The organism is Pseudomonas sp. 10C3 (assembly GCF_036346185.1).
Taxonomy (GTDB): Bacteria; Pseudomonadota; Gammaproteobacteria; order Pseudomonadales; family Pseudomonadaceae; genus Aquipseudomonas.
Genome location: NZ_JASJVE010000014.1, coordinates 145,071 through 168,237 on the forward strand (window position 1 = coordinate 145,071; position 23,167 = coordinate 168,237).

Consider the following 23,167-nt stretch of genomic DNA (forward strand, 5'->3'; position numbering starts at 1 on the left):
TGGCGGAGAGATAGGGATTCGAACCCTAGGTACTGTCGCCAGTACAACGGATTTCGAATCCGTCCCATTCGGCCACTCTGGCATCTCTCCAACGGCGCGCATGATAACAGCTCAGGTGCAGAAGGCGAACCCCCTGCGAGGGAAATTTTCGCGTGCTATCAGGCGCTTGCGTAACTTTTTACGTTAAAGCGGTACGCCGAGGCGTTTTGCGACTTCTTCGTAGGCTTCGATAACGTCACCGAGGCCCTGGCGGAAGCGGTCTTTGTCCATTTTCTTGCGGGTTTCTTTGTCCCACAGACGGCAACCGTCCGGGCTGAATTCATCGCCGAGGACGATCTGGCCGTGGAATACGCCGAATTCGAGTTTGAAGTCGACCAGCAGCAGACCCGCGTCGTCGAACAGCTTGCTCAGGACTTCATTGACCTTCAGGGACAGCTCTTTCATCCGAACCAGTTGTTCGGCGGTGCCCCAACCGAAAGCCACTACGTGGGATTCGTTGATGAACGGATCGCCCTTCGCGTCGTCCTTGAGGAACAGTTCGAAGGTGTAAGGGTTGAGCTTGGTACCCTCTTCGATGCCCAGGCGTTTGACCAGGCTACCGGCGGCGTAGTTACGCACGACGCATTCGACCGGGATCATCTCGAGTTTTTTGACCAGGCATTCGTTATCGCCCAGCAGCTTGTCGAATTGGGTTGGGATACCCGCCTCTTCGAGCTTTTGCATGATGAAGGCGTTGAACTTGTTGTTCACCATGCCTTTGCGATCGAGCTGTTCAATACGCTTGCCGTCGAACGCCGAGGTGTCGTTGCGAAACAGCAGGATCAAGCGGTCTGCGTCGTCGGTGGTGTACACCGATTTGGCTTTGCCGCGGTAGAGTTCTTCACGTTTTTCCATGATGGGCTCCGCTTGCTAAAGTAGTTGGGCCAGGCGCCCGTTTGGGACACTAGGCGATATATCGCCAGTCGAGCCCTGAATCTTGATCGGCCACTTGCAGCCAGTCCGGATCGCACCCAAGGGTGTCGACAAAACATTGCCGGGCCAGCTGCGGCAGGTTGTTCTTGCTGCTGAGATGGGCCAGCACCAGGTGCTGTAAATCCTGCCATCCCAATTCGCTCACCAGGTTGGCGGCCTGATGATTGTTCAAATGTCCCAGTTCGCCGCCGACCCGTTCTTTCAAAAAATACGGGTAACGACCTCTGGCCAGCATATCGCGGCAGTGGTTGGCTTCGATCATCAAAGCGTCCAGGCCGTGATAGCTCTGTAGCACCGAGGCGCAGTAAGAGCCAAGGTCGGTCAGCAGACCAAATCGACGCTGACCGTTACTGAACACAAACTGAGTCGGCTCAAGTGCGTCGTGGGCAACCGACACCACATTGATGTGCAACGCCCCCAGCTGCAAGCCCTGACCGCCTGACAGAAACCCTGCGGCTTCTACAGGTTTACGCATCCCGCGAAGGGTGCCAGTGCTGAGGTACACCGGTAAATTGTAGCGCCGCGACAGCAAACCCACGCCATGCACATGATCGGCATGTTCGTGGGTCACCAGAATGGCACTCAACTGATGGGGACTAACACCCAGACGAGCCAGACGTCGCTCGGTTTCTCGCAAGGAGAAACCGCAATCCACCAGCACATATGTGTCGTTACTCGCTACCAGCGTGCCGTTCCCTCGGCTGCCGCTGCCTAGAACAGCAAAGCGCACTTAACCGAGGTTATCTTGAATGACACCCAATATGCGGCGCGCTACATCGGCAGGCGCTACGGTACTGATGTTCTTCTCGACAGTAACCTGCACGTTGTCACCCACTTTGCTCAAGCGGACCTGATAACGCTCGGCACGGGCTTCGATTTCTTCCTTCGCCGGTTTGCTACCTAACAGGCGACCAAAGAAACCAGGCTCGTTTTCAGGCTTCTGTGCCTTCTCTGCCAGGTTGATGTAGTAAAGACCCAGACTACGGTTGATGTCTTCCACACGCCACTCGCCATGATCCAGCGCACGGCCGACACTCGACCATGCACGGTCCAGATCGGCACCGAGGTTGAGTACCGGGTTACCGCTGCCGTCTACGCTCAACGCCACGCGGTTCGGCGTATCAAAGTCACGTGCGGCCAGCAGGGAAATAGAGCCACCCTTCGCGGCGCTACGGCTCATGCTGGCAAGCATGTCATCGGTCAGAGCAGAATCGAGGCCCAGATTGGTGGTACGCGCCGGAAAATCTGTATTGGCAGTGCTGCCGGCAGGACGATCAACGCTTACGACGTAGATTTCACTGGTATTGCGCTGCACGCCTGGCTCGATACGAACACGTACACGCGTTTCCGAATCGGTGGACGCACCGCTGGCAGTCAGGCGCTTGGCCATCGTGGCGGAAAGTTCGTCGATACGCTGCCAGGTGGTGTTGAATTCACCCGTCTGCGGACGATCTTCGGCAATGCGGAAACCGTTGTCTTCGAAATACTGATGCGCTACCGGCCAGACTTCGGCAGGCGCACGCTGAGCCAGAATCCAGCGAGAGTCACCGCTTTTTTGCAGGCTGAAATCGCTGGAATCGGCAGCAACAGACAAAGCCTGCGGACGAGGGACTACATATTCGCCCTTGGCAGTGTCGTCAGCCACGTTACGCGGAATCGGCAGCAGTGGGTCCAGACGCTTGGCGGCGGCGAGATCAGGTGGCAATTGCATGGGCGCCGTTTGGGACGCCTCCAGATAATCACTGCCGCGATCACGGAAGTAACCATCTTGACCCCACAGCCAACCGCAACCGCTGGTGCTGGAGATAATCAAGGCAAGTGCAGAAAGTCCGGCCATTCGCTTCATTGCGTAATACTTCCTCATTAAACCAATACGCCGGACTGGCGCAGGGCCTGACGCAGCGGTTCGTGGCAAGGCTCGCTGAGCCAGGTGAGCGGCAGACGAATACCGTCTGGTATCAAGCCCATCTCATGCAGCGCCCATTTCACGGGAATAGGGTTGGACTCAATAAACAGGGTTTTATTGAGCGGCATCAGTTTTTCGTGAATCGCCCGCGCCGTGACTGCATCGCCACGCATGGCCGCCGCACACAAATCACTCATGGCACGCGGAGCCACGTTAGCGGTCACCGAGATATTGCCTTTACCGCCCAACAACATCAGTTCGACCGCCGTGGCGTCATCACCGGAGTACACCAGAAAGTCGCTACTGACGCGTGCAAGGATGTCTTTGGCGCGCTGCAGATCGCCTGTGGCTTCCTTGATGCCGATGATGTTCGGCACTGTGGACAAGCGCACGGCGGTGTCCGCCAGCATGTCGCACGCCGTACGGCCTGGGACGTTGTAAAGGATCTGCGGGATGTCGACCGCTTCGGCGATGAACTTGAAGTGCTGATACAGCCCTTCTTGCGTCGGTTTATTGTAATAAGGCGTTACCAGCAGGCACGCGTCGGCGCCAGCGTTTTTCGCATTATTGGTCAGCTCGACCGCTTCGCGAGTGGAGTTCGCGCCTGTACCCGCTATGACCGGGATACGCCCTGCAACCTGGGCTACCACGCGACGAATCACTTCGATGTGCTCGCTGACGTCGAGTGTGGCCGACTCACCAGTGGTGCCGACCGCCACAATGGCGTTGGTGCCCTCTTGCAGGTGGAAGTCCACCAGTTTGCTCAGGCTGTCCCAGTCGAGACGACCATTTGCATCCATGGGTGTGACCAGTGCCACCATACTGCCCGCAATCATGCAACCGCTCCTGCCGGAAAAAGAGAGCGGTAATGGTACTGGCGCCATCAGCCTTGTACAAGCGAAGTACCATGCTACGAGCATTCCCCTGAGCGATGCTTTTCGCTACCCTTCTGTCTTTGGTCGGTACTGGTCACCTGCGAAGCGCATTCAATCAGTCGATTTTGCCGCCAGAACCCATGCTCCAGCGTGGTCGCAACCCCCCATGGCTTTGCCATGAGGGCAAGCAGCGTCGGGGCTCGGGTCGAGGTTAGGGGCGAAGAGGCTGTCGAATCGGCCGTGCAAGCCAACGTATGTACTGACCGCTCATCGCTTAGGAATGTTGCATGTCGTCCATCCCCACAGTTCGCGAACAATTCCTTGTCATCAGTGCCCTTGGCGCAAACCCAATGGAGCTGACCAACGTGCTGTGCCGCGCCAGTCATGAAAACCGCTGCTCAGTGGTGAGTTCACGTCTGACTCGTCACGGCGAATGCAGCGCGCTGATTCTTCAGGTTTCAGGCAACTGGGATGCATTGGCTCGCCTGGAAACGACCCTGTCCAGCCTGTCGAAGAAACACGCCTTCACCGTCAGCGTCGTGCGTAGCGCCAGCCTCGAAACCCGTCCTGAGGCCCTGCCTTATGTGGCTTACGTCAGCTCGGTCTATCGCCCGGATATCATTAATGAGCTTTGCCAGTTTTTCATCGACCATAACGTCGAACTGGAAAATCTCATCTGCGATACGTATCAGGCGCCTCAGACAGGCGGCACCATGCTCAATGCGACCTTCACCGTCACATTGCCTGCCGGTATCCAGATCAGCTGGTTGCGTGATCAGTTCCTCGATTTCGCCGATGCATTGAATCTCGATGCGCTGATCGAACCTTGGCGCCCACAAGCTCCCATGTAAGGAAACACTAATGGCCGTCGCCCTAGACCAACCTGTCGCCGACTTTCAGGCGCAGGCCACCAGCGGACAGACCATCAGTCTGGCCGGGCTCAAGGGCCAGCAGGTGGTGATTTATTTTTACCCCAAAGACAGTACGCCGGGCTGCACCACAGAGGGTCAGGGGTTTCGTGATCAGCACGCCGCGTTCGAAGCGGCCAACACCGTGGTGTTCGGCGTCTCACGCGACAGCTTGAAATCTCATGAGAACTTCAAGCTCAAGCAGGCGTTCTCGTTCGAATTGATTTCGGACAAGGACGAAACCCTGTGCCGACTGTTCGATGTGATCAAACTGAAAAAACTCTACGGCAAAGAATACCTTGGTGTAGATCGCAGTACGTTTTTGATCGACAAAGACGGCGTACTACGCCAAGAGTGGCGCGGCGTGAAAGTACCTGGCCATGTAGCTGCGGTGCTTGAACAAGCCCAACGGTTGAATAACAGCTGATTGCCGCAGAAGACATTCGCTGCCAGCACACATTGAAGTAGCTTGCAGCGAAAGCGTCACCGCCCCCTTACAACAGCGGCGACACAGTAGGCTCTTTGCGCGGCCAGGCATCGATCACAGCCTTGAACAGGGTAGCCAGCGGAATCGCAAAGAACACGCCCCAGAAGCCCCACAGCCCGCCAAACAGCAACACGGCGCAGATGATCGCGACCGGGTGCAGATTGACCGCCTCGGAAAACAGCAGCGGCACCAGCACATTGCCATCAAGCGTCTGGATCACGCCGTAGGCCGTCATCAGGTAAATGAACTGATCACTCCAACCCCATTGGAACAAGGCGATTAACGCGACCGGTACTGTAACCACCACCGCACCGACATAGGGCACCACCACCGACACACCCACCAACATCGCCAACAAGGCCGCATAATTGAGCCCCAGCGCGACGAACGCTATGTACGTGACACCTCCGCAGACGAATATCTCGATCACCTTGCCGCGAATGTAATTGGCGATCTGCCTGTTCATTTCCTGAGCCACTCGGGTAATGAGGGCCCGTTCACGCGGCAGATAACCACGAAACCAGCTTCCGATCATGTTGCGATCTTTGAGGAAGAAGAACACCAGGATCGGCACCAATACCAGGTAGATCATGATGTTGACCAACAAAGGCAGGCTAGAAAGCGAGAATGTCAGCGCCCACTGACCGAACTTGCCGATTTCACCGCGCGCAACCTCGATAGCCTGGAGCACCTGTTCATCCGAGACCAGATGAGGATAACGCTCTGGCAGCAACAGCAGCAGCGATTGCCACTTGGCGAGCATGCCCGGCAACTCATTGAACAGGGTGATCAATTGATGCCAGAGCAACGGCACCAACACCAACAAAAACACCAGCAGCACGCCCATGAACAACGCGAATACCAGCCCGACAGCGAACAGTTCCGGCACGCGCAGACGCACCAGAAAGTTGACCACGCCCTGCATCAGAAATGCCAGCACCATCCCCGCCAACACCGGCGCAAGCATGCCGCCGAGCGTCAGAACGGCCGTGAACGCCACAAATAACAATACCGCCAACACCACAGCCTCCTCATCGGAGAAGTAGCGCTGCATCCAGTCGCGTAGCACTTTGAACATCAAGAATCCTTCAGGCAGTCATCATGGGTAACAATCAATCGCACAACGATTTGACTGCGGGAATCATCAGGCTTTACGTAACCAGTAGCGATAAACCCCGACTTCAACCTCCTCGCGGAGCAAGGTATGGCCTGCAAGCCGGGCAAAAGTTCGGAAATCGCGCTGAGAACCGGCATCAGTCGCGGTGACTTTAAGGATCGCGCCACTGGCCAGGCGATTAAGCTCCAGCTTGGCCTTGAGCAGCGGCAGCGGACAATTCAGCCCACTGGCGTCGAGTTCAGCGTCACAGGCCTCGGGCCGCTCTACAGCGTCAGACATTGTTTCTCTCCAGACAGGCACATCGGATCGCGTTATGGCCGTCAAATAACGACGACGGATGTTTCGTACACAATTGCAAGAATACCCCACTCTGGTCAGCAAGCCATTGAGCCAGCTACAGTAAGGGTTCTTTGATTGCCTAGAGCTCTGTGCATGAAATTTTTGCGCCCTACCTTGTTGACGCTCGCGTGCCTGCTCGCCTCGCCGAGTTTCGCCGACGACCTGCCGTCACTCGGCGACGCCAGCTCTGCCATCGTCTCTCCACAACAAGAACATCAACTGGGCCGCGCATGGCTGAGCCTGCTGCGCGGCCAGGTCCCGCAACTGTCCGACCCACAGCTTAAGGATTTCGTCGAGACAACGGTCTATCGACTCGCCGAAACCAGTCAACTGCAGGATCGACGCCTGGAATTCATCCTGATCAATAGTCGGGAGCTGAACGCATTTGCCGCGCCAGGCGGAATTGTCGGGGTCAACGGCGGATTATTCCTCAATGCCCAGTCCGAAGCCGAGTATGCTGCGGTACTGGCCCACGAACTGGCTCACTTGTCTCAACGGCACTTCGCTCGCGGCATCGAAGCACAACAACACATGCAGGTTCCTGTCCTTGCCGCCATGCTCGCAGGGATTGTTATCGCAGCCGCAGGCGCGGGTGACGCAGGCATCGCAACGATCATGGGCTCGCAGGCGGCAGCAATCCAGGAGCAGCAGCGCTTCTCGCGGCAAAACGAGCAAGAGGCCGACCGCATCGGCATCATCAATCTGCAAAAGGCCGGTTATGACCCTCGCGCGATGCCGAGCATGTTCGAACGACTGATGCGACAGTACCGCTTCGATGCCAAACCGCCCGAATTTCTGCTGACTCACCCGGTCACAGAATCGCGTATTGCCGACACCCGCAACCGTGCCGAACAGGAAAAAACCGGCGGCAAAGAAGACAGCCTTCGCTATCAACTGATGCGAGCGCGCGTTGCGCTTTTCTATGAAGAGACGCCAGGGATCGCTGCAAAACGTTTCCGCGCCCAGCTCGACGAAAATCCAAAATCCGAGGCCGCACGCTACGGCCTGGCGATTGCCCAGATCAAAGCAGGCCAACTCAACGAGGCGCGGGAAAATCTCAAGCCGCTATTGGCTAAAGACCCGAACGACATTACCTACAACCTGGCGCAGATTGATCTGGACGTCACAAATAATCGAATGGCCGACGCCAAACAGCGGGCTGACCGGATGCTGGCGCTGTACCAGGACAACTATCCGCTGAATCAGGTTCACGTTGATTTGCTGCTCAAGCAAAACCACCCTGCCGATGCCGGAAAAGCGCTTGAAGTGTTATTGAAGGCGCGCCCTGCTGACCCTGACATCTGGAACCTCGTTGCAGACACACGCGGCCTGTCCGGCGACATGGTTGGCTCGAGCCAGGCACGCGCAGAATTTTTCGCACTGACTGGCGATTACAAGCAGGCCCTGCAGCAACTGGAGTTCGCCAAGCGTCGCTCGAACAACAACTTCCAGCTAGCGTCGCGCATCGACGCCCGGCAAAAGGAGTTGATCGAACAGGAGCGGATGCTCAAGGAAATGATGAACTAGGTACGATTTTCTGCCCGATTCAAAAAGCCCGACTCAATGGTCGGGCTTTTTTTTGCACTCTGACTTGTCCTGACTCAGGATCAGGCATTACCAGACAGCTTCAAGCGTGCTGCATGCGTGAAGTCCAGCATGCGCTGCAGAGGCTTCAAGGCACGCGGAATCAATGCGGGGTCGACGAAAACCTCGTTAGAGCCTTCGCGGAGACACTGCAAGGTGCGCTCAAGGGTGTTCATCGCCATCCAGGGGCAATGCGCGCAACTGCGGCACGCAGCACCCTCACCGGCCGTTGGCGCTTCGACAAAAACTTTGTCGGGGCACAACTGCTGCATCTTGTAGAAAATGCCGCGATCAGTCGCAACGATAAACATTTTGTTCGGCAACGTTTGCGCGGCTTTGATCAACTGGCTTGTCGAACCGACGGCATCAGCCAAATCGATCACGGCCTCCGGCGATTCGGGGTGGACCAAAATCGCGGCCTCCGGATACAGCGCTTTCATGTCGGCCAGCTGCTTGGATTTGAACTCTTCGTGAACGATGCAAGCACCGTCCCATAGCAGCATGTCGGCACCGGTTTCCCGTTGAATATAACGCCCCAGATGCTTGTCTGGCGCCCAAATGATCTTTTCGCCGTTATCCATCAGGCTTTCGACAATTTCCAACGCACAACTCGAGGTCACTACCCAGTCTGCACGGGCTTTGACCGCAGCCGACGTATTGGCATACACCACCACAGTGCGCTCGGGGTGCTGATCGCAGAACGCCGAGAACTCATCGACCGGGCAACCCAGATCCAGGGAGCACGTAGCTTCCAGCGTCGGCATCAGCACACGCTTTTCCGGATTGAGGATTTTTGCCGTCTCGCCCATGAAGCGCACACCTGCGACCAGCACGGTTTTCGCCGAATGCTGGTTACTGAAACGCGCCATCTCCAGCGAGTCGGACACGCAGCCGCCGGTCTCTTCAGCCAGAGCCTGGATAACGGGGTCACAGTAGTAGTGGGCAACCAGCACCGCGTCTTGCGCTTTCAACTCGGCAGCAATCGCGGCACGGTAAAAAGCCTCTTCTTCAACGCTCAGTACTTTCGGCTGCTTGGCATCTAGATGGGCCTGGACCAGAAGCCGTTCTGAAATCTGCGTCATGTTCGCTGGACCTCAATGCGCTTGTGCGCGGATATCGAGTGTACACCTGAAAAAGACGCAAAAAAAAAGCCGGAAATCCTCATTTTCATGGGCCTTCCAGCTTTATAAATACGTCGACATAAAAAATGGTGGGTCGTGTGGGATTCGAACCTACGACCAATTGGTTAAAAGCCAACTGCTCTACCAACTGAGCTAACGACCCGACGTGGTGCGTATATTACTGATTTCTATGATTAATTCAACACCTATCTGAATTTAAATCAAAAATAACGCGTTGGGTCGGTTACACCAGCCGCTACAAAGCCCTCTGCGCGCAGGCGGCAGCTGTCACATTTGCCGCATGCACGGCCCTGATCATCGGCCTGATAGCAGGAAACAGTGAGCCCGTAATCGACGCCCAGACGCATGCCAGCCTTGACGATGTCGGCCTTGCTCAAGTTTTGCAGTGGCGCTCGAATAGTGAAGCCCTGCCCTTCCACGCCCGCCTTGGTTGCTAAATTGGCCAGGCGCTCAAATGCTTCGATAAACTCGGGACGGCAGTCTGGATAACCGGAATAATCCACTGCGTTGACGCCGATAAAGATATCCCGCGCGCCCAACACTTCAGCCCAACCGAGTGCCAGCGAAAGAAAAACCGTATTACGTGCTGGCACGTAAGTCACCGGGATACCTTCGCCAGGGGATTCAGGCACGGCGATGGAGCTGTCCGTCAACGCGGACCCCCCGATACCGTTCAGATCAAGACCGACAACCTTGTGCTCAACCACACCCAGATCGCGAGCGACGCGCGCTGCTGCATCCAGCTCGGCACGGTGACGCTGACCGTAGTCGAAACTCATGGTGTAGCAGGTGTAGCCATCAGCAAGCGCCACCGCTACCACGGTGGCCGAGTCCAGGCCACCGGACAATAGAATTACTGCTCTTTTCTCAGTCATCTGTAATTCACTCATATCAGCGTCCCGGCTCATCGTCCCAGAGGAGTTTATGCAGCTGCATTTGCAAGCGTACCGGCAGGTTGTCCGCCACGATCCAGTCAGCCAGGTCCCGCGCTTTCAACTCATGATGGCTCGGAGAGAACAATACCTCGCCGGCTCGCCGGTCCAGGCCGTACTGAATCAGCTTGGACACCGCCCAGTCGTAGTCTTCTCGGGAACAGAGCACAAACTTGACCTGATCGTTGGGCGTCAACAGCTCGATGTTCTCATAACGATTGCGCCCGACCTCTTTGGAGCCCGGTGTTTTCAGATCGACAACACGACTGACACGCGGATCGACCGCCGAGATATCCAGAGCGCCACTGGTTTCCAGTGACACTTCATAGCCGGCGTCACACAGACGCTTGAGCAGAGGGATTGCATTGGGCTGGGCCAAGGGTTCACCACCCGTCACGCATACATAGCGCGGACGGTAAGCGGCTACTTGTTCGAGGATCGCATCGAGGGTCTGAATGCTGCCGCCACTGAACGCGTAGGCGCTGTCGCAATACTGACAACGCAACGGGCAGCCAGTAAGACGCACAAAAACAGTGGGCAAGCCCGCAGTGCGCGTTTCACCCTGCAGCGAGTAAAAAACTTCGGTGATTCGTAATGTGTCTTGCATATGAGCCACGGGCGTAACAGCTAAACAGGCCGTCCGCCTCCGTTAGGCACTTCAAGGAACCTGCATGCGCATGATTCAGGGAAGCGAATGTATTGCCGGAATTTCGGGTGCGGAATTCTAACAAGAAAGCCGCGACAAGCGCGGCTTTCTTTAACAGAACAGGTGTCAGTGACCTCTGACGATACGCATATCACATGCGTTGCAGATCCCGCTGAGCCAACTGTGCAGCCGACGTACCCGGATATTGGGAGACAACCTGCTGCAAAATGCCTTTTACCTTATCGGTATGACCGAGACGACGCTCAACATCTGCAAGCTTATAGAGCGAGTCCGGGACTTTGGCATGCTTGGGGTACAGCTGACTGACCTTGGCGAAGGCTTGACCGGCACCTTGCAGATCACCTTTGGCCAAGTTCACTTCGCCCAACCAGTACTGGGCGTTGCCCGCATATTGGCTGTTCGGGTATTTGCGCAGGAAAGCCGCGAACGCCTGACTGGCTTTGTCGAAATCCTTGGCCTTGATCAGATCGAAGGCAGCGTCGTAATAGACCTTTTCCTTCGCCGGATCACCCGGTTCCGCATTTGCCGCAGGAGCCTGACTTGCAGGCGCCGCAGGCGTACCACCGGCATTTATATCGCCGCTGGCTTGAGAATTATTGGTAGCTGCTGCGGGCGCACCGCCAGCTCCAGCTCCAGCGCTAATGCGCTGATCGAGTTCCTGATAACGCTCCAGTGCTTCCTGCTTCATGCGCTGGATATCGTTTTGCTGAACCTCGACAGTACCGCGCAACCGCGCGATTTCGTCCTGCATTTGTTGCAACTGCATGAACAGCTGACCCTGTGCCGAGGCAGGGGCCGTAACCCCTCCCCCGGCATAGGCGCCGGACGTGCCATAACCCGCTGGCGGATAACTGCTGCTACCAGAGCCAGAATTGTCATCTACCACAGGAACCGCACCCCACGCAAAAAGCGGAAGGGTGAGAGTCAAAACGGCTAAAGCACGACGGCACGTTCGCATGTCAAATTACTTACGCAGTTCGACGCGACGGTTTTGAGCCCAGGACTGCTCGTCGTTGCCGGTAGCAACTGGACGCTCTTCGCCATAGGAAACCAATTCCAGCTGAGCTGGGGAAACACCTTGCAGTACCAGGTAACGCTGAACGGCTTTCGCACGACGCTCGCCCAGTGCCATGTTGTACTCACGAGTACCACGTTCGTCGGTGTTGCCTTCCAGAACGACGCGAGCGCCATTGGCTTTCAGGTCTTTAGCGTGAACATCCAGAGCGCGCATGGCTTCTGGCTTCAGGTCCGAGCTATCGTATTCGAAGTAGAAGGTGGTGATTGCGCGCAGAGCAGCTTCTTCGCTCAGGCTGCCATCAACAGCGCCAGTGTTAGCGCCGTAACCAGCGTTTGGATCTACAGCAGCGCCTGTACCGGCATTATCGCCGCCTTTGGACGAGCAACCTACAGCTACAGCCATGGCCAGAGCCAGCGCAGCAAATTTACCAAACTTCAGCATTTCCATCTTGAAACTCCTAATGAACCCCAGTGTGTTAAGTAAAACGTGTAGCGCCGCGTCAGTTCAGGTAAGGGGACCAGGAAGGTTCTCTGACTTCGCCTTGAGCGGTAGGAAGCGGGAGCCTTACGCGTCCATTAATGGACACGAGCATCAAGACTCCCCGGCCCTGCTGGCGGGTGGCGTAGATTACCATGGTGCCGTTGGGTGCGACAGTAGGCGACTCATCAAGGTTGCTATCTGTGAGGATTTTTACTGTACCGCGCTGCAAATCCTGCACTGCTACCTTGAAGTTTGTGAAGCCATCCTGACGATGAATCATTACCAACGTCTTTTCATCGGCCGACAGTTTAGGGTTGGCGTTGTAGTTACCTATAAAGGTCACACGCTCGGCACCGCCGCCGTTGATGCTGGTTTTGTATACCTGTGGCTTGCCACCACGGTCGGACGTGAAGTAGATCGTCGAACCATCCTTGCCGAAGAACGGTTCGGTGTCGATCGCCCCGTCATTGGTCACGCGACTCAATTGACGCGAGGCCAGGTTCATCACGTAAATTTCCGGGTTGCCGTCTTTGGAAAGCACGAACGCCAACTTGCTACCGTCCGGAGACCACGCAGGCGCGCCATTGAGGCCTTCGAAGTTGGTGATTTGTTCACGGCGACCCGTATCGATATGCTGGACGAAAATACGCGGACGCTTCTGTTCGAACGACACATAGGCGATACGCTTGCCATCTGGAGCGAAACGCGGCGACAGAATCGGTTCACGCGACTGCAACAGAGTCACTGCCCGCGCACCGTCATAATCCGAACGCTGCAGAGTGAAGCGCGTATTGTTTTCGGAGAAACGCTCGGCGGTGACGTACAGCATGCGCGTCGAGAAAGCACCCTTGATACCGGTGAGTTTCTCGAACGACTGGTCGGCGATGAAGTGCGCCATGTCGCGCAACTGATCGGTCGTGCCAGAGACGTTACCCGTCAACACTTGCTGCTCGGTCGCGACATTGAACAGTGCGTACTGGATCTGCAGACGACCGCCCGCAGGAACGATGCTGCCTACCATCAAGTACTGCGCACCGAGCGCCTTCCAATCGCGATAGATGACCTCGCTGGCCGAGGTCGGCAAGCTGATCATGTTCTGCTTTGGAATCGGTGAGTAATAGCCCGAGTTACGCAGGTCATTGCTGATGATTTCCGACATGTCCTCGGGCAAGACGTTACCGCCCTGCCAGCCAAAAGGCACAACGGCAATCGGAGTGGCACGGTCACTACCACTGGTGACCATGATGTTCTTTTCTTCTGCAGCGACCATTCCCGCTGCACAGCAAAGAACGACAAGCAGTCCTCGAAGGATGTTAATCACGGAGCTAGATCCTCTGGTGTGAATGTCATCTTGAATGAGCGATAGGGTTGGAAATCGGCTGGCTTCATACCCTGCATTTCGGTCAAACGACCAATGTTTTTAACAGCAGCCACGGCCGAACTGTCGTAAGACGCATCGCCACTGGACTTGGAAACACTGACCGATGTCACCGTACCATCCGGCAACATATTGATCTGCAGCACCACTTTCATGCCCTTGCGCGCCGACGGTGGGCGAGCCCAGCCTTCAGCAGCACGCGCACGAATCAGATCATCAAAGCTGCCCGCAGTTTCATCGCCCTGTTCATCTGCCAACGCCTGCTGCCGTTCCGTTTTATCGGAGAGCAATTCAGCCAAGGCTTGCGCCTTCTTGTCTTCAGCAGATTTACGCGCGGCTTCTGTTGCCTTTTTGGCAGCATCGGCAGTCGCTTTTTTCTTGGCGTCGTCGGTGGCTTTTTTCTTCGCGTCGTCAGCGGCTTTTTTCTTAGCGTCTTCCGCGACTTTCTTCTTCGCGTCATCGGCAGCCTGCTTCTTGGCTTCTTCAGCCGCGGCTTTCTTCGCGTCTTCTTCGGCCTTTTTCTTCGCGTCTTCTTCGGCTTTCTTCTTGGCTATATCAGCCAATTTTTTTTCTTCGACCTTTTTAGCATCAGCGGTCTTTTTGGCTTCGTCAGCTTTCTTGGCATCATCGGCTTTCTTGGCCTCATCAGCCTTCTGCTCTGCTTTCTGCGCGTCCTCAGCCTTTTTCTCTTCGGCTTTTTGAGCCGCCTCTTCTTTCTTTTGTTCCGCAGCTTTTACAGCTTCCTGTTTTAGCTGCTCGATTTTTTTCGTTTCCAGTTGCTCGACTTCAGTTTGCCGGGCAGCCGTTTTCTTCGCCTCACCGGCAATTTTCTGATTGGTCTGGGTCGTTGCCTGGCTTTTAGACTTCAACTGATACAGGGTCGCCTGAACGATAGGCCTGGCTTCCGGCAGATCCGGGGTCATGGCAAAGCTGACAAAGAGCATGCCAAATATCAGGATGTGCAGGGCCACAGCCCAGACGCTGGGCCAGAAGTAGCTTTCCGAGGCGGACGGCTCTCGCTGTTGGTGCATCAGGGCGCCTCGGTAATCAAGCCAACATTACCGACCCCTGCTTTCTGCAGCCCGCCCATTGCGCCCATTACAGAGCCATAATCAACGGTTTTGTCACCACGGATAAAGACCTGGGTCTGCTTGCCGCTTTCACGACCGGCGCTGATGATTTTGGTCACCGCGCTGGTCATCTGGGGCAACGTCATGGCTTTGTCCATCTGTTTATCGGTATCGACTTCACTGCCAAGGTTCCAGTAATAGGTCTTGTCAGCCTTGATCGAAATAGTCAGAACCTGAGTGTTGTTGTCCTGCGGCAAGGCCTCACTGGAGACTTTGGGCAGGTCGACTTTCACGCCCTGATTGAGCATCGGCGCGGTGACCATGAAAATGACCAGCAACACCAACATCACGTCGATGTAAGGCACCACGTTCATTTCGGCAACCGGCTTGCGGCGTTTGCGGCGAACTCGAGCGATTAAAGCCATTGGGAATTACCTGCTCACTCTTCGCTGGTGTGCACTTTACGGTGCAGGATCGCCTGGAACTCATCGGCGAACGTGTAGTAACGGCTGATCAACAGTTCACCGCGAGCGGCAAAACGGTTGTAGGCGATTACTGCCGGGATAGCGGCGAATAGACCAATAGCGGTTGCGACCAGGGCTTCGGAAATACCCGGTGCAACAGTCGCCAGGGTGGCTTGCTGGACGGTCGCCAGACCACGGAAGGAATTCATGATCCCCCATACTGTACCGAACAAACCGATGTAGGGGCTGGTGGAGCCGACAGTCGCAAGAAAGGGCAGGCCCTGCTCCAGCTTCTCTTCCTCACGGGAAATGGCCACGCGCATGGCTCGAGCCACGCCTTCCATGACCGCATCAGGATCGACACCTGGCTGCTGACGCAGACGGGAGAACTCCTTGAAACCGGCGCGAAAGATTTGCTCAACGCCTGAGTCAGGGTCTGGATTGCTCCCGGCCTGACGGTAGAGTTTGGACAGATCAATACCCGACCAGAAACGCTCTTCAAAGCTCTCCAGTGCACGACGAGCTGCGCGCAGCATATTGCCGCGCTGAAAAATCACGACCCACGAGGTGATTGAGGCACCCACCAGGATCAGCATGACCAACTGAACAACGATGCTGGCATTGCTGACCATACTCCACATGGAGGAATGGTCGACGACGTTAGCTTCCACGCTTTATCTCCTGCTCTAAATGTGTACCCGCGCCGCTCTGGCCGGCAAAGGCCGCACGCAAAGCTTCGGGAATGGCCCGGGGTTTCAAACTATCGGCGCGTACACACGCCACCAGAAACTGCCCCTCGCAGAGCAGTGTTTCATCCGCAGCCCGCCTGACCTGCTGCCGAAATCGCAGGCTGGCGCGGTTCAATTCAATGACGTCAGCGCTTATCAATAGCTCGTCGTCCAATCGCGCCGGCTTGTGATAGCGCGCCTCGCTGGAATGCACGACGAACAACAAGTTCTCCCCTGCAAGCTCCGACTGAGCAAAGCCCAACTCCCGCAGTCGCTCGGTTCGAGCCCGCTCCATGAACTTCAAATAGTTGACGTAGTAAACGATGCCGCCAGCATCGGTGTCCTCGTAATAAACGCGACAGCGATGTGCGAACGACTGAACCCCGTTTTGCGCGCGCATACTCTAGTGCTTACTCCTCAGGTTGCCAATCCGCCAGGCGACTGTTTTTCATTGTTTTTCAGCTAATTGCCGACCAGAACCGCACATCAGCCTGTCAGACCACCAAAACCCCGAATAAATCGGTGCCTTGATAGTTTTAATTATTCGCCCCCTTCGTCGACAAAATCGCTGGCGACTGGCATGTCCCCCATCCGTGACGGGATGTTCAAACCAAAGTGCAGGTAGGCGTGCCGGGTAACGACACGTCCACGAGGGGTACGCATGATATAGCCTTGCTGGATCAAATAGGGCTCGAGTACGTCTTCAATTGTGTGCCGTTCTTCACTGATCGCTGCAGCGAGGCTGTCGACACCCACCGGGCCGCCATCGAACTTCTCGATCATCGTCAGCAATAGACGTCGATCCTGGTGGTCGAAACCACGCTCATCGATATCCAGCAGGTTCAGCGCCAGATCGGCAATCGGCTTGGTGATATGACCGGTGGCACGCACTTCTGCGAAGTCACGCACACGACGCAGCAAGCGGTTGGCGATACGCGGCGTACCCCGAGCACGACGGGCAATCTCAAAGGCACCCTCGGGCTCGATAGGCAGCCCCAAAATACCGGCAGAGCGCATGACGATGGTCGCCAGATCAGCAGTGTTATAGAACTCCAGACGCTGAACAATGCCGAAGCGATCACGCAGCGGGTTGGTCAACATGCCCGCACGCGTGGTGGCCCCCACCAGCGTAAACGGTGGCAAATCGAGCTTGATCGAACGCGCAGCAGGACCTTCGCCGATCATGATGTCGAGCTGAAAATCTTCCATCGCCGGGTACAACACTTCTTCGACAATGGGCGAGAGCCGATGAATCTCGTCGATGAACAGCACATCGTTGGGCTCGAGATTGGTCAATATCGCCGCCAAATCACCGGGACGCTCAAGCACCGGCCCCGAGGTACTCTTGATGGAGACCGACATCTCCTGGGCAATAATATGCGCCAGAGTGGTCTTGCCCAGACCCGGCGGGCCGAAAATCAAGGTGTGATCCAACGCTTCGCTACGTCCACGCGCAGCCTGGATGAACAACTCCATTTGCTCGCGCACGGTGGGCTGGCCAATGTAATCGGCCAGGCTTAATGGACGGATTGCACGATCCAGCTGCTCATCACGATCACGGCCTGTGGAGGTTATCAAACGGTCAGCGTCGAGCACTTAAGCCATTCCTTTCAAAGCACGTCGAATCAGATCTTCACTGCTCAAATCTTTTTCCTTGATCGCAGATACCGCCTTGCTGGCTTCCTGAGGTTTGTAACCCAGGGAAATCAGCGCACTGACCGCATCGGCTTCGGCCGTCGCCACCAGTGGCTCGGCGTTAGGCCCGTTTGAAACTAGGGTAAAGGTGCCCGGCAAGGATTCCCACGCTTTGAAACGATCCTTGAGCTCGACCAGCAAACGCTCGGCGGTTTTCTTGCCGACGCCCGGAATCCGGGTCAAGGCCGAGGTGTCCTGAGCCTGAACGCAGCGAACCAGCTCATCCACTTCCAAGCCGGACATCAGCGCCAATGCCAGTTTCGGACCGACACCATTGAGGCGAATCAGCTCACGAAACAGTTCACGCTCGCGCTTTTCGAAGAAACCGTAAAGCAGGTGCGCGTCCTCACGAACCACCAGATGGGTGTGCAAGGTCACCGGTTCGCCAACATGGGGCAGCCGATACAGAGTCGTCATGGGCACTTCCAGCTCATAGCCGACGCCGTTGACATCCAGTACCAGGTGCGGCGGATGTTTTTCAGCCAAGAAGCCGCGTAACCGTCCAATCACGTATCAGATCCTTTCTCGTGGCCCGTCATAAGCATGACGTTGGCACAAATAATGGTCGCAATCATTACAGGAGTGAGAAGACCTGCAAGCTAAAAAGTTTGAGCCGATGATGCTATCAGAGACGCAGCCGCCCGCCGCGACTGCGTGCGGTATTCAAGCCGTGCGGTATCAGGCTCGAACGCGTATGTGCATGACACAGTGCGATAGCCAGGGCGTCGGAGGCGTCGATCTGAGGTTTCGTCGTCAGTTTGAGCAAATGCATGACCATCATCATTACCTGCTCTTTATTGGCGCCACCGGTCCCGGCCACCGCCTGCTTGACCTGGGTCGCGGTGTACTCGGCGATCTCCAGACTCTCTTCAGCACCGGCAACAATGGCCGCGCCACGCGCCTGACCCAGCTTGAGCGCGGAATCGGCGTTACGCGCCATAAACACTTTCTCGATACCCATGGTCACGGGACCGTACGTCTGAATGACCTCACGTACACCGCGATACACAATCTGCAAACGCTCGTGCAGCAGACCGCTGCCGGTGCGAATACAGCCCGAGGCCACGTACACACAGCCGCGACCGGTGTCCCGCACCACGCCATAGCCGGTGATTCGCGAACCGGGGTCGATACCAAGAATAAGAGTCATAACGCCTGCAGCTTAATAAGTGACGCACACAATTGAACGCAGCATAAAGGCAGAAGCCGGAGGCCGATAGCGCGTGAGTATCACGGCTTCGTACCTCCGGCCTCAAATCCAGAACTGACAGGCACCTATCAGCCGAGCTGTTCCATGACCTCGTCCGGAATTTCCGCATTGGAATAGACGTTTTGCACGTCATCCAGGTCCTCGAGCATGTCGATCAGCTTGAGTACCTTTTCAGCCGTTTCCAGATCGAGTACAGCGCTGGTCGTCGGCAACATGACGATTTCCGCGTCGAGTGCCTTGAAACCGGCAGCCTCCAGCGCATTCCGCACGGCATAGAACCCCGAGAAGGAAGTGAACACATCAATGGAGCCATCCTCATGGGTGACCACATCATCGGCATCCGCTTCCATCGCGGCTTCCATAAGCGCGTCTTCATCAACGCCAGGCGCGAATGAAATCTGCCCTTTACGATCAAACAGATAAGCCACCGAACCATCAGTGCCCAGGTTGCCGCCGCATTTTGTGAACGCGTGGCGAACAGCTGCGGCAGTGCGGTTGCGATTGTCAGTCATGGTTTCGACCATGACGGCCACACCACCCGGACCATAGCCTTCGTAACCGAGCTCTTCGACATCATCACCTTCGGCAGCGCCAGCACCTCGCGCCACGGCACGATCGATCGTGTCGCGCGTCATGTTCGCACCAAGCGCCTTGTCCAATGCCAGACGCAGACGCGGGTTCGACCCCGGATCACCCCCACCTTGACGGGCAGCGACAGTCAGTTCGCGAATCCACTTGGTGAAAATCTTGCCTTTCTTGGCATCCTGACGCTCTTTGCGGTGCTTGATGTTCGCCCACTTAGAATGACCTGCCATAACTCGCTCCGAATTCTTTTTGAAACACACTCACCTTTCGCCCAATGAACACGAGCAAAAAGCTTCAACAAAATCAGGACCCGACCCAGGGCGCATCATCAAGATGATGCGCCCTGCTCAGCGTCATTCAGCCTTGGGCTGCTCGCGCAAACGGATGTGCAGCTCGCGCAATGCCTTGGCATCAACCACGCCTGGGGCCTGGGTCATGACATCGGCAGCGCTCTGGGTTTTCGGGAACGCAATCACTTCACGGATCGATTGAGCGCCGGTCATCAACATCACCAGACGGTCCAGACCGAAAGCCAAACCACCGTGCGGTGGCGCGCCGAACTTCAGAGCGTCGAGCAGGAAGCCAAACTTCTCTTGCTGTTCGTCTGCTTCGATACCCAGCAGACGGAAGACCGCTTGCTGCATCTCCTTGCGGTGGATACGGATCGACCCCCCGCCCAACTCGGTACCGTTAAGGACCATGTCGTAAGCACGGGACAATGCCGTAGCCGGGTTGGCCTCAAGCTCTTCAGGGCTGCATTTGGGTGCAGTGAACGGGTGATGCAGCGCGCTGAAGCTGCCGTCATCGTTCTCTTCGAACATCGGGAAGTCGACAACCCACATCGGTGCCCACTCGCACGTGTGCAGCTTCAGGTCGTTACCGACCTTGATCCGCAATGCGCCCAAGGCTTCACTGACGATCTTGGATTTGTCTGCGCCGAAGAACACGATGTCGCCATCGACGGCACCCACACGGTCCAGAATCACCTTGAGGTTTTCCTCAGGGATGAACTTGACGATTGGAGACTGCAGGCCTTCGGCGCCCTTGGCGCGCTCGTTGACCTTGATGTAAGCCAGGCCTTTAGCGCCGTAGATGCTGACGAACTTGGTGTATTCGTCGATCTGACTGCGCGGCATGCTCGCGGCACCCGGTACACGCAGGGCTGCGACACGACCTTTAGGATCGTTGGCTGGACCGCTGAACACCTTGAACTCTACGGCGTTGAGCTGATCGGCAACATCGACCAGTTCCAGCGGGTTACGCAGGTCCGGCTTGTCGGAGCCATAACGACGCATGGCTTCTGCGAACGTCATGTGCGGAAAGTCGCCGAACTCCAGGTCCAGCACTTCCTTGAACAGCTGACGAATCATCTTCTCGGTGATACCGATGATGTCTGCTTCATTCAGGAAGCTGGTCTCGATGTCGATCTGGGTGAATTCCGGCTGGCGGTCAGCACGCAGGTCTTCATCGCGGAAGCACTTGGCGATCTGGTAGTAACGATCGAAGCCAGCGACCATCAGCAACTGCTTGAATAGCTGCGGGGATTGCGGCAAGGCAAAGAAACTGCCTGGGTGGGTACGACTCGGTACCAGATAGTCGCGAGCGCCTTCCGGTGTAGCACGGGTAAGGATCGGCGTCTCGACATCGAGAAAGCCGTTTTCATCCAGATAGCGACGGATGCTGGTGGTGATGCGCGAACGCAAGCGCAGCTTTTCCGCCATTTCCGGACGACGCAGATCGATGAAGCGATAACGCAGGCGCGTTTCTTCACCAACGTCGGAGAACTCGTTCAGCGGGAACGGCGGTGTTTCCGACTCGTTCAGCACTTCGAGCTCATAGCCCAGCACTTCGATACCGCCGGACGCCATGTTCGCATTAACTGCGCCAGCAGGACGTGCGCGCACCTTACCGGTGATCTTGACCACGTATTCGCTGCGCACGCGGTCGGCGGCAGCAAAGGTGTCAGCGCGATCAGGGTCGAACACCACCTGAGCCAAGCCTTCACGATCACGGATATCGAGGAAAATGACCCCGCCATGATCACGACGACGGTGGACCCATCCGCAAAGGGTAATTTCCTGACCTTCCAGGCTCTCGTTCAGCTGGCCGCAATAATGGCTGCGCATCATGATGGTGTTTTCACTTCTCGTAATTCGAAATTCGGTGGAGCTCTCGCCCTTCGCTTGCGCTCAATAGTGCAAGAACCTTGGCGTGCAGTTCAACCCGTCCGGCCTGCGCCACGTAGTAAGGCGGTGGATTATATAGGGTTAATGGACACTGTGCAGCCGCCCGACCTGATCACGTCAACATATGTGTCTTTCCACCTGACGAGAGCCCTGCCTGCAGCCCACGATCGCCCGGACAAGGTCACGCCATGACAGAGGAAAGCGCTGTCGCATCGTTTTTTTGCAAATGAGCGACGCACACCACGCGAATCAGCCCGCTGAAATTTTTCACACCGCCATGGCGTAGATGCACTTCTCGATCGACATAAGACAGGACTGCATTGACCGAGCAACTGTTGGAGCGGGCAATATCAGCCAAAATACCCCAATACACTTCCTCCAGGCGCAAACATGTCGCCAACCCATTTAAGCGAACCGACCTCGAATGAGGACGCGCAAGGTTCATATTAAAATCCTCAACAAAGGGATCGTCTTGTATTTTCCCGTAGCGGCCAGAATCTTGTTGCGTACGCCCACTGCCCCGAATCATTACAGCCTCCTTCACGCGCCGTCCATCTAATACACATAAGCTGGACATCAATAAATATAAGAACCACCTTTATGTAAAGCCAATTAGATATTTCTAGCCAGCAGAACAAACACACCAAGCCTGTAGGACATCACTGCATTTCAGTGAGGATTATCGAGCGCAGTTAACTCGCCAACCGACACCCTGCGCGACGCCTCCCCTTAACGATTCAGATCATTGATCTGCATAACCCCGAAAAACAGGATAAATAGCTATTCTCCCGCACACGACTTTCTCGAGCCGAAGGCAACGAAAGCAAGGGAGAGCAACGCACAGCGAGCTGTCGGCGTCGGGACCGCACGCTCGAAGCCTCAATTCTTCTTAGGCTCGACTGTAGACCGACAACGAAGAAGGAACGGGCACACCACGCAAGTGCATGTTAATAACGCCAGCAGCGCCAGTTACAAATCTCCATGACTTAATTGCAAGTAGCGAACGACGTATTCTTGCGAATTTCGCGTGTCGAACAGGCACTAATCCAACACGTCAGCGACCGATTCATTACTCACTTTATCGACCCGCTGGAAGAGGCTCAGCGCCGCTCATTGCACCGTCCTTTCAACACCACATACAGAAGACAAAACACCGCAAATCCGATGTATTAATAACCGTTATGGGCTTTAAAATAAATCACATACGCTTCTGACAGTGAACAAGAAAGACTGTCCTTAATCAATTGACGATCTTCTTCGCCACTGCCGATATCGTCGACCATGTTTTGCCCCTTTTATTTATAGGATGGTTCTACCAACCCGATGCAGGACTGCGCTACAAAGAGAATCCGCACAGCGCAGCCTCCCACCGGCCTGACGTCCTACAATCAAAAAAACTTTTTCTCGCGAGAGACCACAAACCC

25 protein-coding genes and 2 tRNA genes are annotated in these 23,167 nt (G+C 56.0%); 3 read left to right on the forward strand and 24 right to left on the reverse strand.

The annotated features are described in order from the left end of the window. From QN399_RS15455 to dapA, 5 genes are all read right to left on the reverse strand, one after another. Positions 1-90: transfer RNA gene (locus tag QN399_RS15455), tRNA-Ser, on the reverse strand. Positions 91-183: 93 nt separating this feature from the next. Further along, positions 184-894 (reverse strand): phosphoribosylaminoimidazolesuccinocarboxamide synthase, encoded by a 711-nt coding sequence (purC, locus tag QN399_RS15460; protein WP_219064249.1) that lies wholly within the window; start codon positions 892-894, stop codon positions 184-186. Positions 895-943: 49 nt separating this feature from the next. Then, positions 944-1,702 carry an MBL fold metallo-hydrolase gene (locus tag QN399_RS15465; protein WP_322180339.1) on the reverse strand — a complete coding sequence of 253 codons (759 nt, stop codon included), beginning with the start codon at positions 1,700-1,702 and terminating at the stop codon, positions 944-946. After that, on the reverse strand, positions 1,703-2,818 hold the full coding sequence (gene bamC / locus QN399_RS15470) for an outer membrane protein assembly factor BamC (protein ID WP_322180341.1): 1,116 nt from the start codon (positions 2,816-2,818) through the stop codon (positions 1,703-1,705). A 17-nt stretch (positions 2,819-2,835) separates the two neighbouring features. Then, on the reverse strand, positions 2,836-3,714 hold the full coding sequence (gene dapA, locus QN399_RS15475) for a 4-hydroxy-tetrahydrodipicolinate synthase (protein WP_322180343.1): 879 nt from the start codon (positions 3,712-3,714) through the stop codon (positions 2,836-2,838). 326 nt (positions 3,715-4,040) lie between these two features. Here dapA and QN399_RS15480 point away from each other — a divergent pair, with 326 nt between their 5' ends. After that, positions 4,041-4,604, forward strand: a complete 564-nt coding sequence (locus tag QN399_RS15480; RefSeq protein WP_322180345.1) for a glycine cleavage system protein R — start codon at positions 4,041-4,043, stop codon at positions 4,602-4,604. 10 nt (positions 4,605-4,614) lie between these two features. Continuing rightward, positions 4,615-5,088 carry a peroxiredoxin gene (locus QN399_RS15485; RefSeq protein WP_322180347.1) on the forward strand — a complete coding sequence of 158 codons (474 nt, stop codon included), beginning with the start codon at positions 4,615-4,617 and terminating at the stop codon, positions 5,086-5,088. A 67-nt stretch (positions 5,089-5,155) separates the two neighbouring features. On the opposite strand, the gene QN399_RS15490 is transcribed toward QN399_RS15485, so the two are convergent. After that, positions 5,156-6,226, reverse strand: a complete 1,071-nt coding sequence (locus QN399_RS15490) for an AI-2E family transporter (protein ID WP_322180349.1) — start codon at positions 6,224-6,226, stop codon at positions 5,156-5,158. Positions 6,227-6,292: 66 nt separating this feature from the next. Next, on the reverse strand, positions 6,293-6,544 hold the full coding sequence (locus QN399_RS15495; protein ID WP_322180351.1) for a sulfurtransferase TusA family protein: 252 nt from the start codon (positions 6,542-6,544) through the stop codon (positions 6,293-6,295). A 153-nt stretch (positions 6,545-6,697) separates the two neighbouring features. Between QN399_RS15495 and QN399_RS15500 the strand changes: the two genes are divergently transcribed. Next, positions 6,698-8,131 carry a M48 family metalloprotease gene (locus QN399_RS15500; protein ID WP_322180353.1) on the forward strand — a complete coding sequence of 478 codons (1,434 nt, stop codon included), beginning with the start codon at positions 6,698-6,700 and terminating at the stop codon, positions 8,129-8,131. 80 nt (positions 8,132-8,211) lie between these two features. Here the strand turns inward: QN399_RS15500 and nadA are convergent, their stop codons facing one another. From nadA to QN399_RS15585, 17 genes are all read right to left on the reverse strand, one after another. Beyond that, positions 8,212-9,270, reverse strand: coding sequence for a quinolinate synthase NadA (gene nadA / locus QN399_RS15505; protein WP_322180355.1), 1,059 nt, complete (start codon positions 9,268-9,270; stop codon positions 8,212-8,214). Between the two features lie 126 nt (positions 9,271-9,396). Further along, positions 9,397-9,472, reverse strand: a tRNA-Lys gene (locus QN399_RS15510). Positions 9,473-9,530: 58 nt separating this feature from the next. Further along, positions 9,531-10,205: a 7-cyano-7-deazaguanine synthase QueC gene (gene queC, locus QN399_RS15515; RefSeq protein ID WP_322217727.1), complete on the reverse strand. Its 675-nt coding sequence runs from the start codon at positions 10,203-10,205 to the stop codon at positions 9,531-9,533. A 16-nt stretch (positions 10,206-10,221) separates the two neighbouring features. Continuing rightward, positions 10,222-10,869 carry a 7-carboxy-7-deazaguanine synthase QueE gene (gene queE, locus QN399_RS15520; protein WP_322180359.1) on the reverse strand — a complete coding sequence of 216 codons (648 nt, stop codon included), beginning with the start codon at positions 10,867-10,869 and terminating at the stop codon, positions 10,222-10,224. Positions 10,870-11,059: 190 nt separating this feature from the next. Next, positions 11,060-11,887 (reverse strand): tol-pal system protein YbgF, encoded by an 828-nt coding sequence (gene ybgF / locus QN399_RS15525; RefSeq protein WP_322215332.1) that lies wholly within the window; start codon positions 11,885-11,887, stop codon positions 11,060-11,062. Between the two features lie 6 nt (positions 11,888-11,893). Continuing rightward, positions 11,894-12,394: a peptidoglycan-associated lipoprotein Pal gene (pal, locus tag QN399_RS15530; RefSeq protein ID WP_322180361.1), complete on the reverse strand. Its 501-nt coding sequence runs from the start codon at positions 12,392-12,394 to the stop codon at positions 11,894-11,896. A gap of 52 nt (positions 12,395-12,446) precedes the next feature. Continuing rightward, complete coding sequence (gene tolB / locus QN399_RS15535) at positions 12,447-13,697, reverse strand: Tol-Pal system beta propeller repeat protein TolB (RefSeq protein ID WP_322180362.1); 1,251 nt, start codon at positions 13,695-13,697, stop codon at positions 12,447-12,449. Between the two features lie 47 nt (positions 13,698-13,744). Beyond that, positions 13,745-14,836, reverse strand: coding sequence for a cell envelope integrity protein TolA (tolA, locus tag QN399_RS15540; RefSeq protein WP_322180363.1), 1,092 nt, complete (start codon positions 14,834-14,836; stop codon positions 13,745-13,747). Further along, positions 14,836-15,291, reverse strand: a complete 456-nt coding sequence (gene tolR, locus QN399_RS15545; protein WP_219064274.1) for a protein TolR — start codon at positions 15,289-15,291, stop codon at positions 14,836-14,838. The genes tolA and tolR overlap by 1 nt, the downstream gene beginning before the upstream one ends. Positions 15,292-15,314: 23 nt before the next feature. Next, the gene (gene tolQ / locus QN399_RS15550; RefSeq protein WP_219064264.1) at positions 15,315-16,010 is read right to left on the reverse strand and encodes a protein TolQ; all 696 of its coding nucleotides are present in this window, start codon (positions 16,008-16,010) and stop codon (positions 15,315-15,317) included. After that, a complete protein-coding gene (gene ybgC / locus QN399_RS15555; RefSeq protein WP_322180381.1) occupies positions 16,000-16,467 on the reverse strand; it encodes a tol-pal system-associated acyl-CoA thioesterase in 468 nt (155 codons plus the stop codon). Before ybgC ends, tolQ begins: the two co-directional genes overlap by 11 nt. Before the next feature lie 140 nt (positions 16,468-16,607). After that, complete coding sequence (gene ruvB / locus QN399_RS15560) at positions 16,608-17,663, reverse strand: Holliday junction branch migration DNA helicase RuvB (protein WP_322180382.1); 1,056 nt, start codon at positions 17,661-17,663, stop codon at positions 16,608-16,610. Then, complete coding sequence (gene ruvA, locus QN399_RS15565) at positions 17,664-18,272, reverse strand: Holliday junction branch migration protein RuvA (RefSeq protein ID WP_322180383.1); 609 nt, start codon at positions 18,270-18,272, stop codon at positions 17,664-17,666. Between the two features lie 115 nt (positions 18,273-18,387). After that, positions 18,388-18,912 (reverse strand): crossover junction endodeoxyribonuclease RuvC, encoded by a 525-nt coding sequence (gene ruvC / locus QN399_RS15570; RefSeq protein ID WP_219064268.1) that lies wholly within the window; start codon positions 18,910-18,912, stop codon positions 18,388-18,390. A 128-nt stretch (positions 18,913-19,040) separates the two neighbouring features. Further along, the gene (locus QN399_RS15575) at positions 19,041-19,787 is read right to left on the reverse strand and encodes a YebC/PmpR family DNA-binding transcriptional regulator (RefSeq protein ID WP_322180385.1); all 747 of its coding nucleotides are present in this window, start codon (positions 19,785-19,787) and stop codon (positions 19,041-19,043) included. Positions 19,788-19,910: 123 nt separating this feature from the next. After that, the gene (gene aspS, locus QN399_RS15580; RefSeq protein ID WP_322180387.1) at positions 19,911-21,686 is read right to left on the reverse strand and encodes an aspartate--tRNA ligase; all 1,776 of its coding nucleotides are present in this window, start codon (positions 21,684-21,686) and stop codon (positions 19,911-19,913) included. Between the two features lie 238 nt (positions 21,687-21,924). Next, the gene (locus QN399_RS15585; protein ID WP_330201166.1) at positions 21,925-22,272 is read right to left on the reverse strand and encodes a ribbon-helix-helix domain-containing protein; all 348 of its coding nucleotides are present in this window, start codon (positions 22,270-22,272) and stop codon (positions 21,925-21,927) included. Between the last annotated feature and the right edge of the window lie 895 nt (positions 22,273-23,167).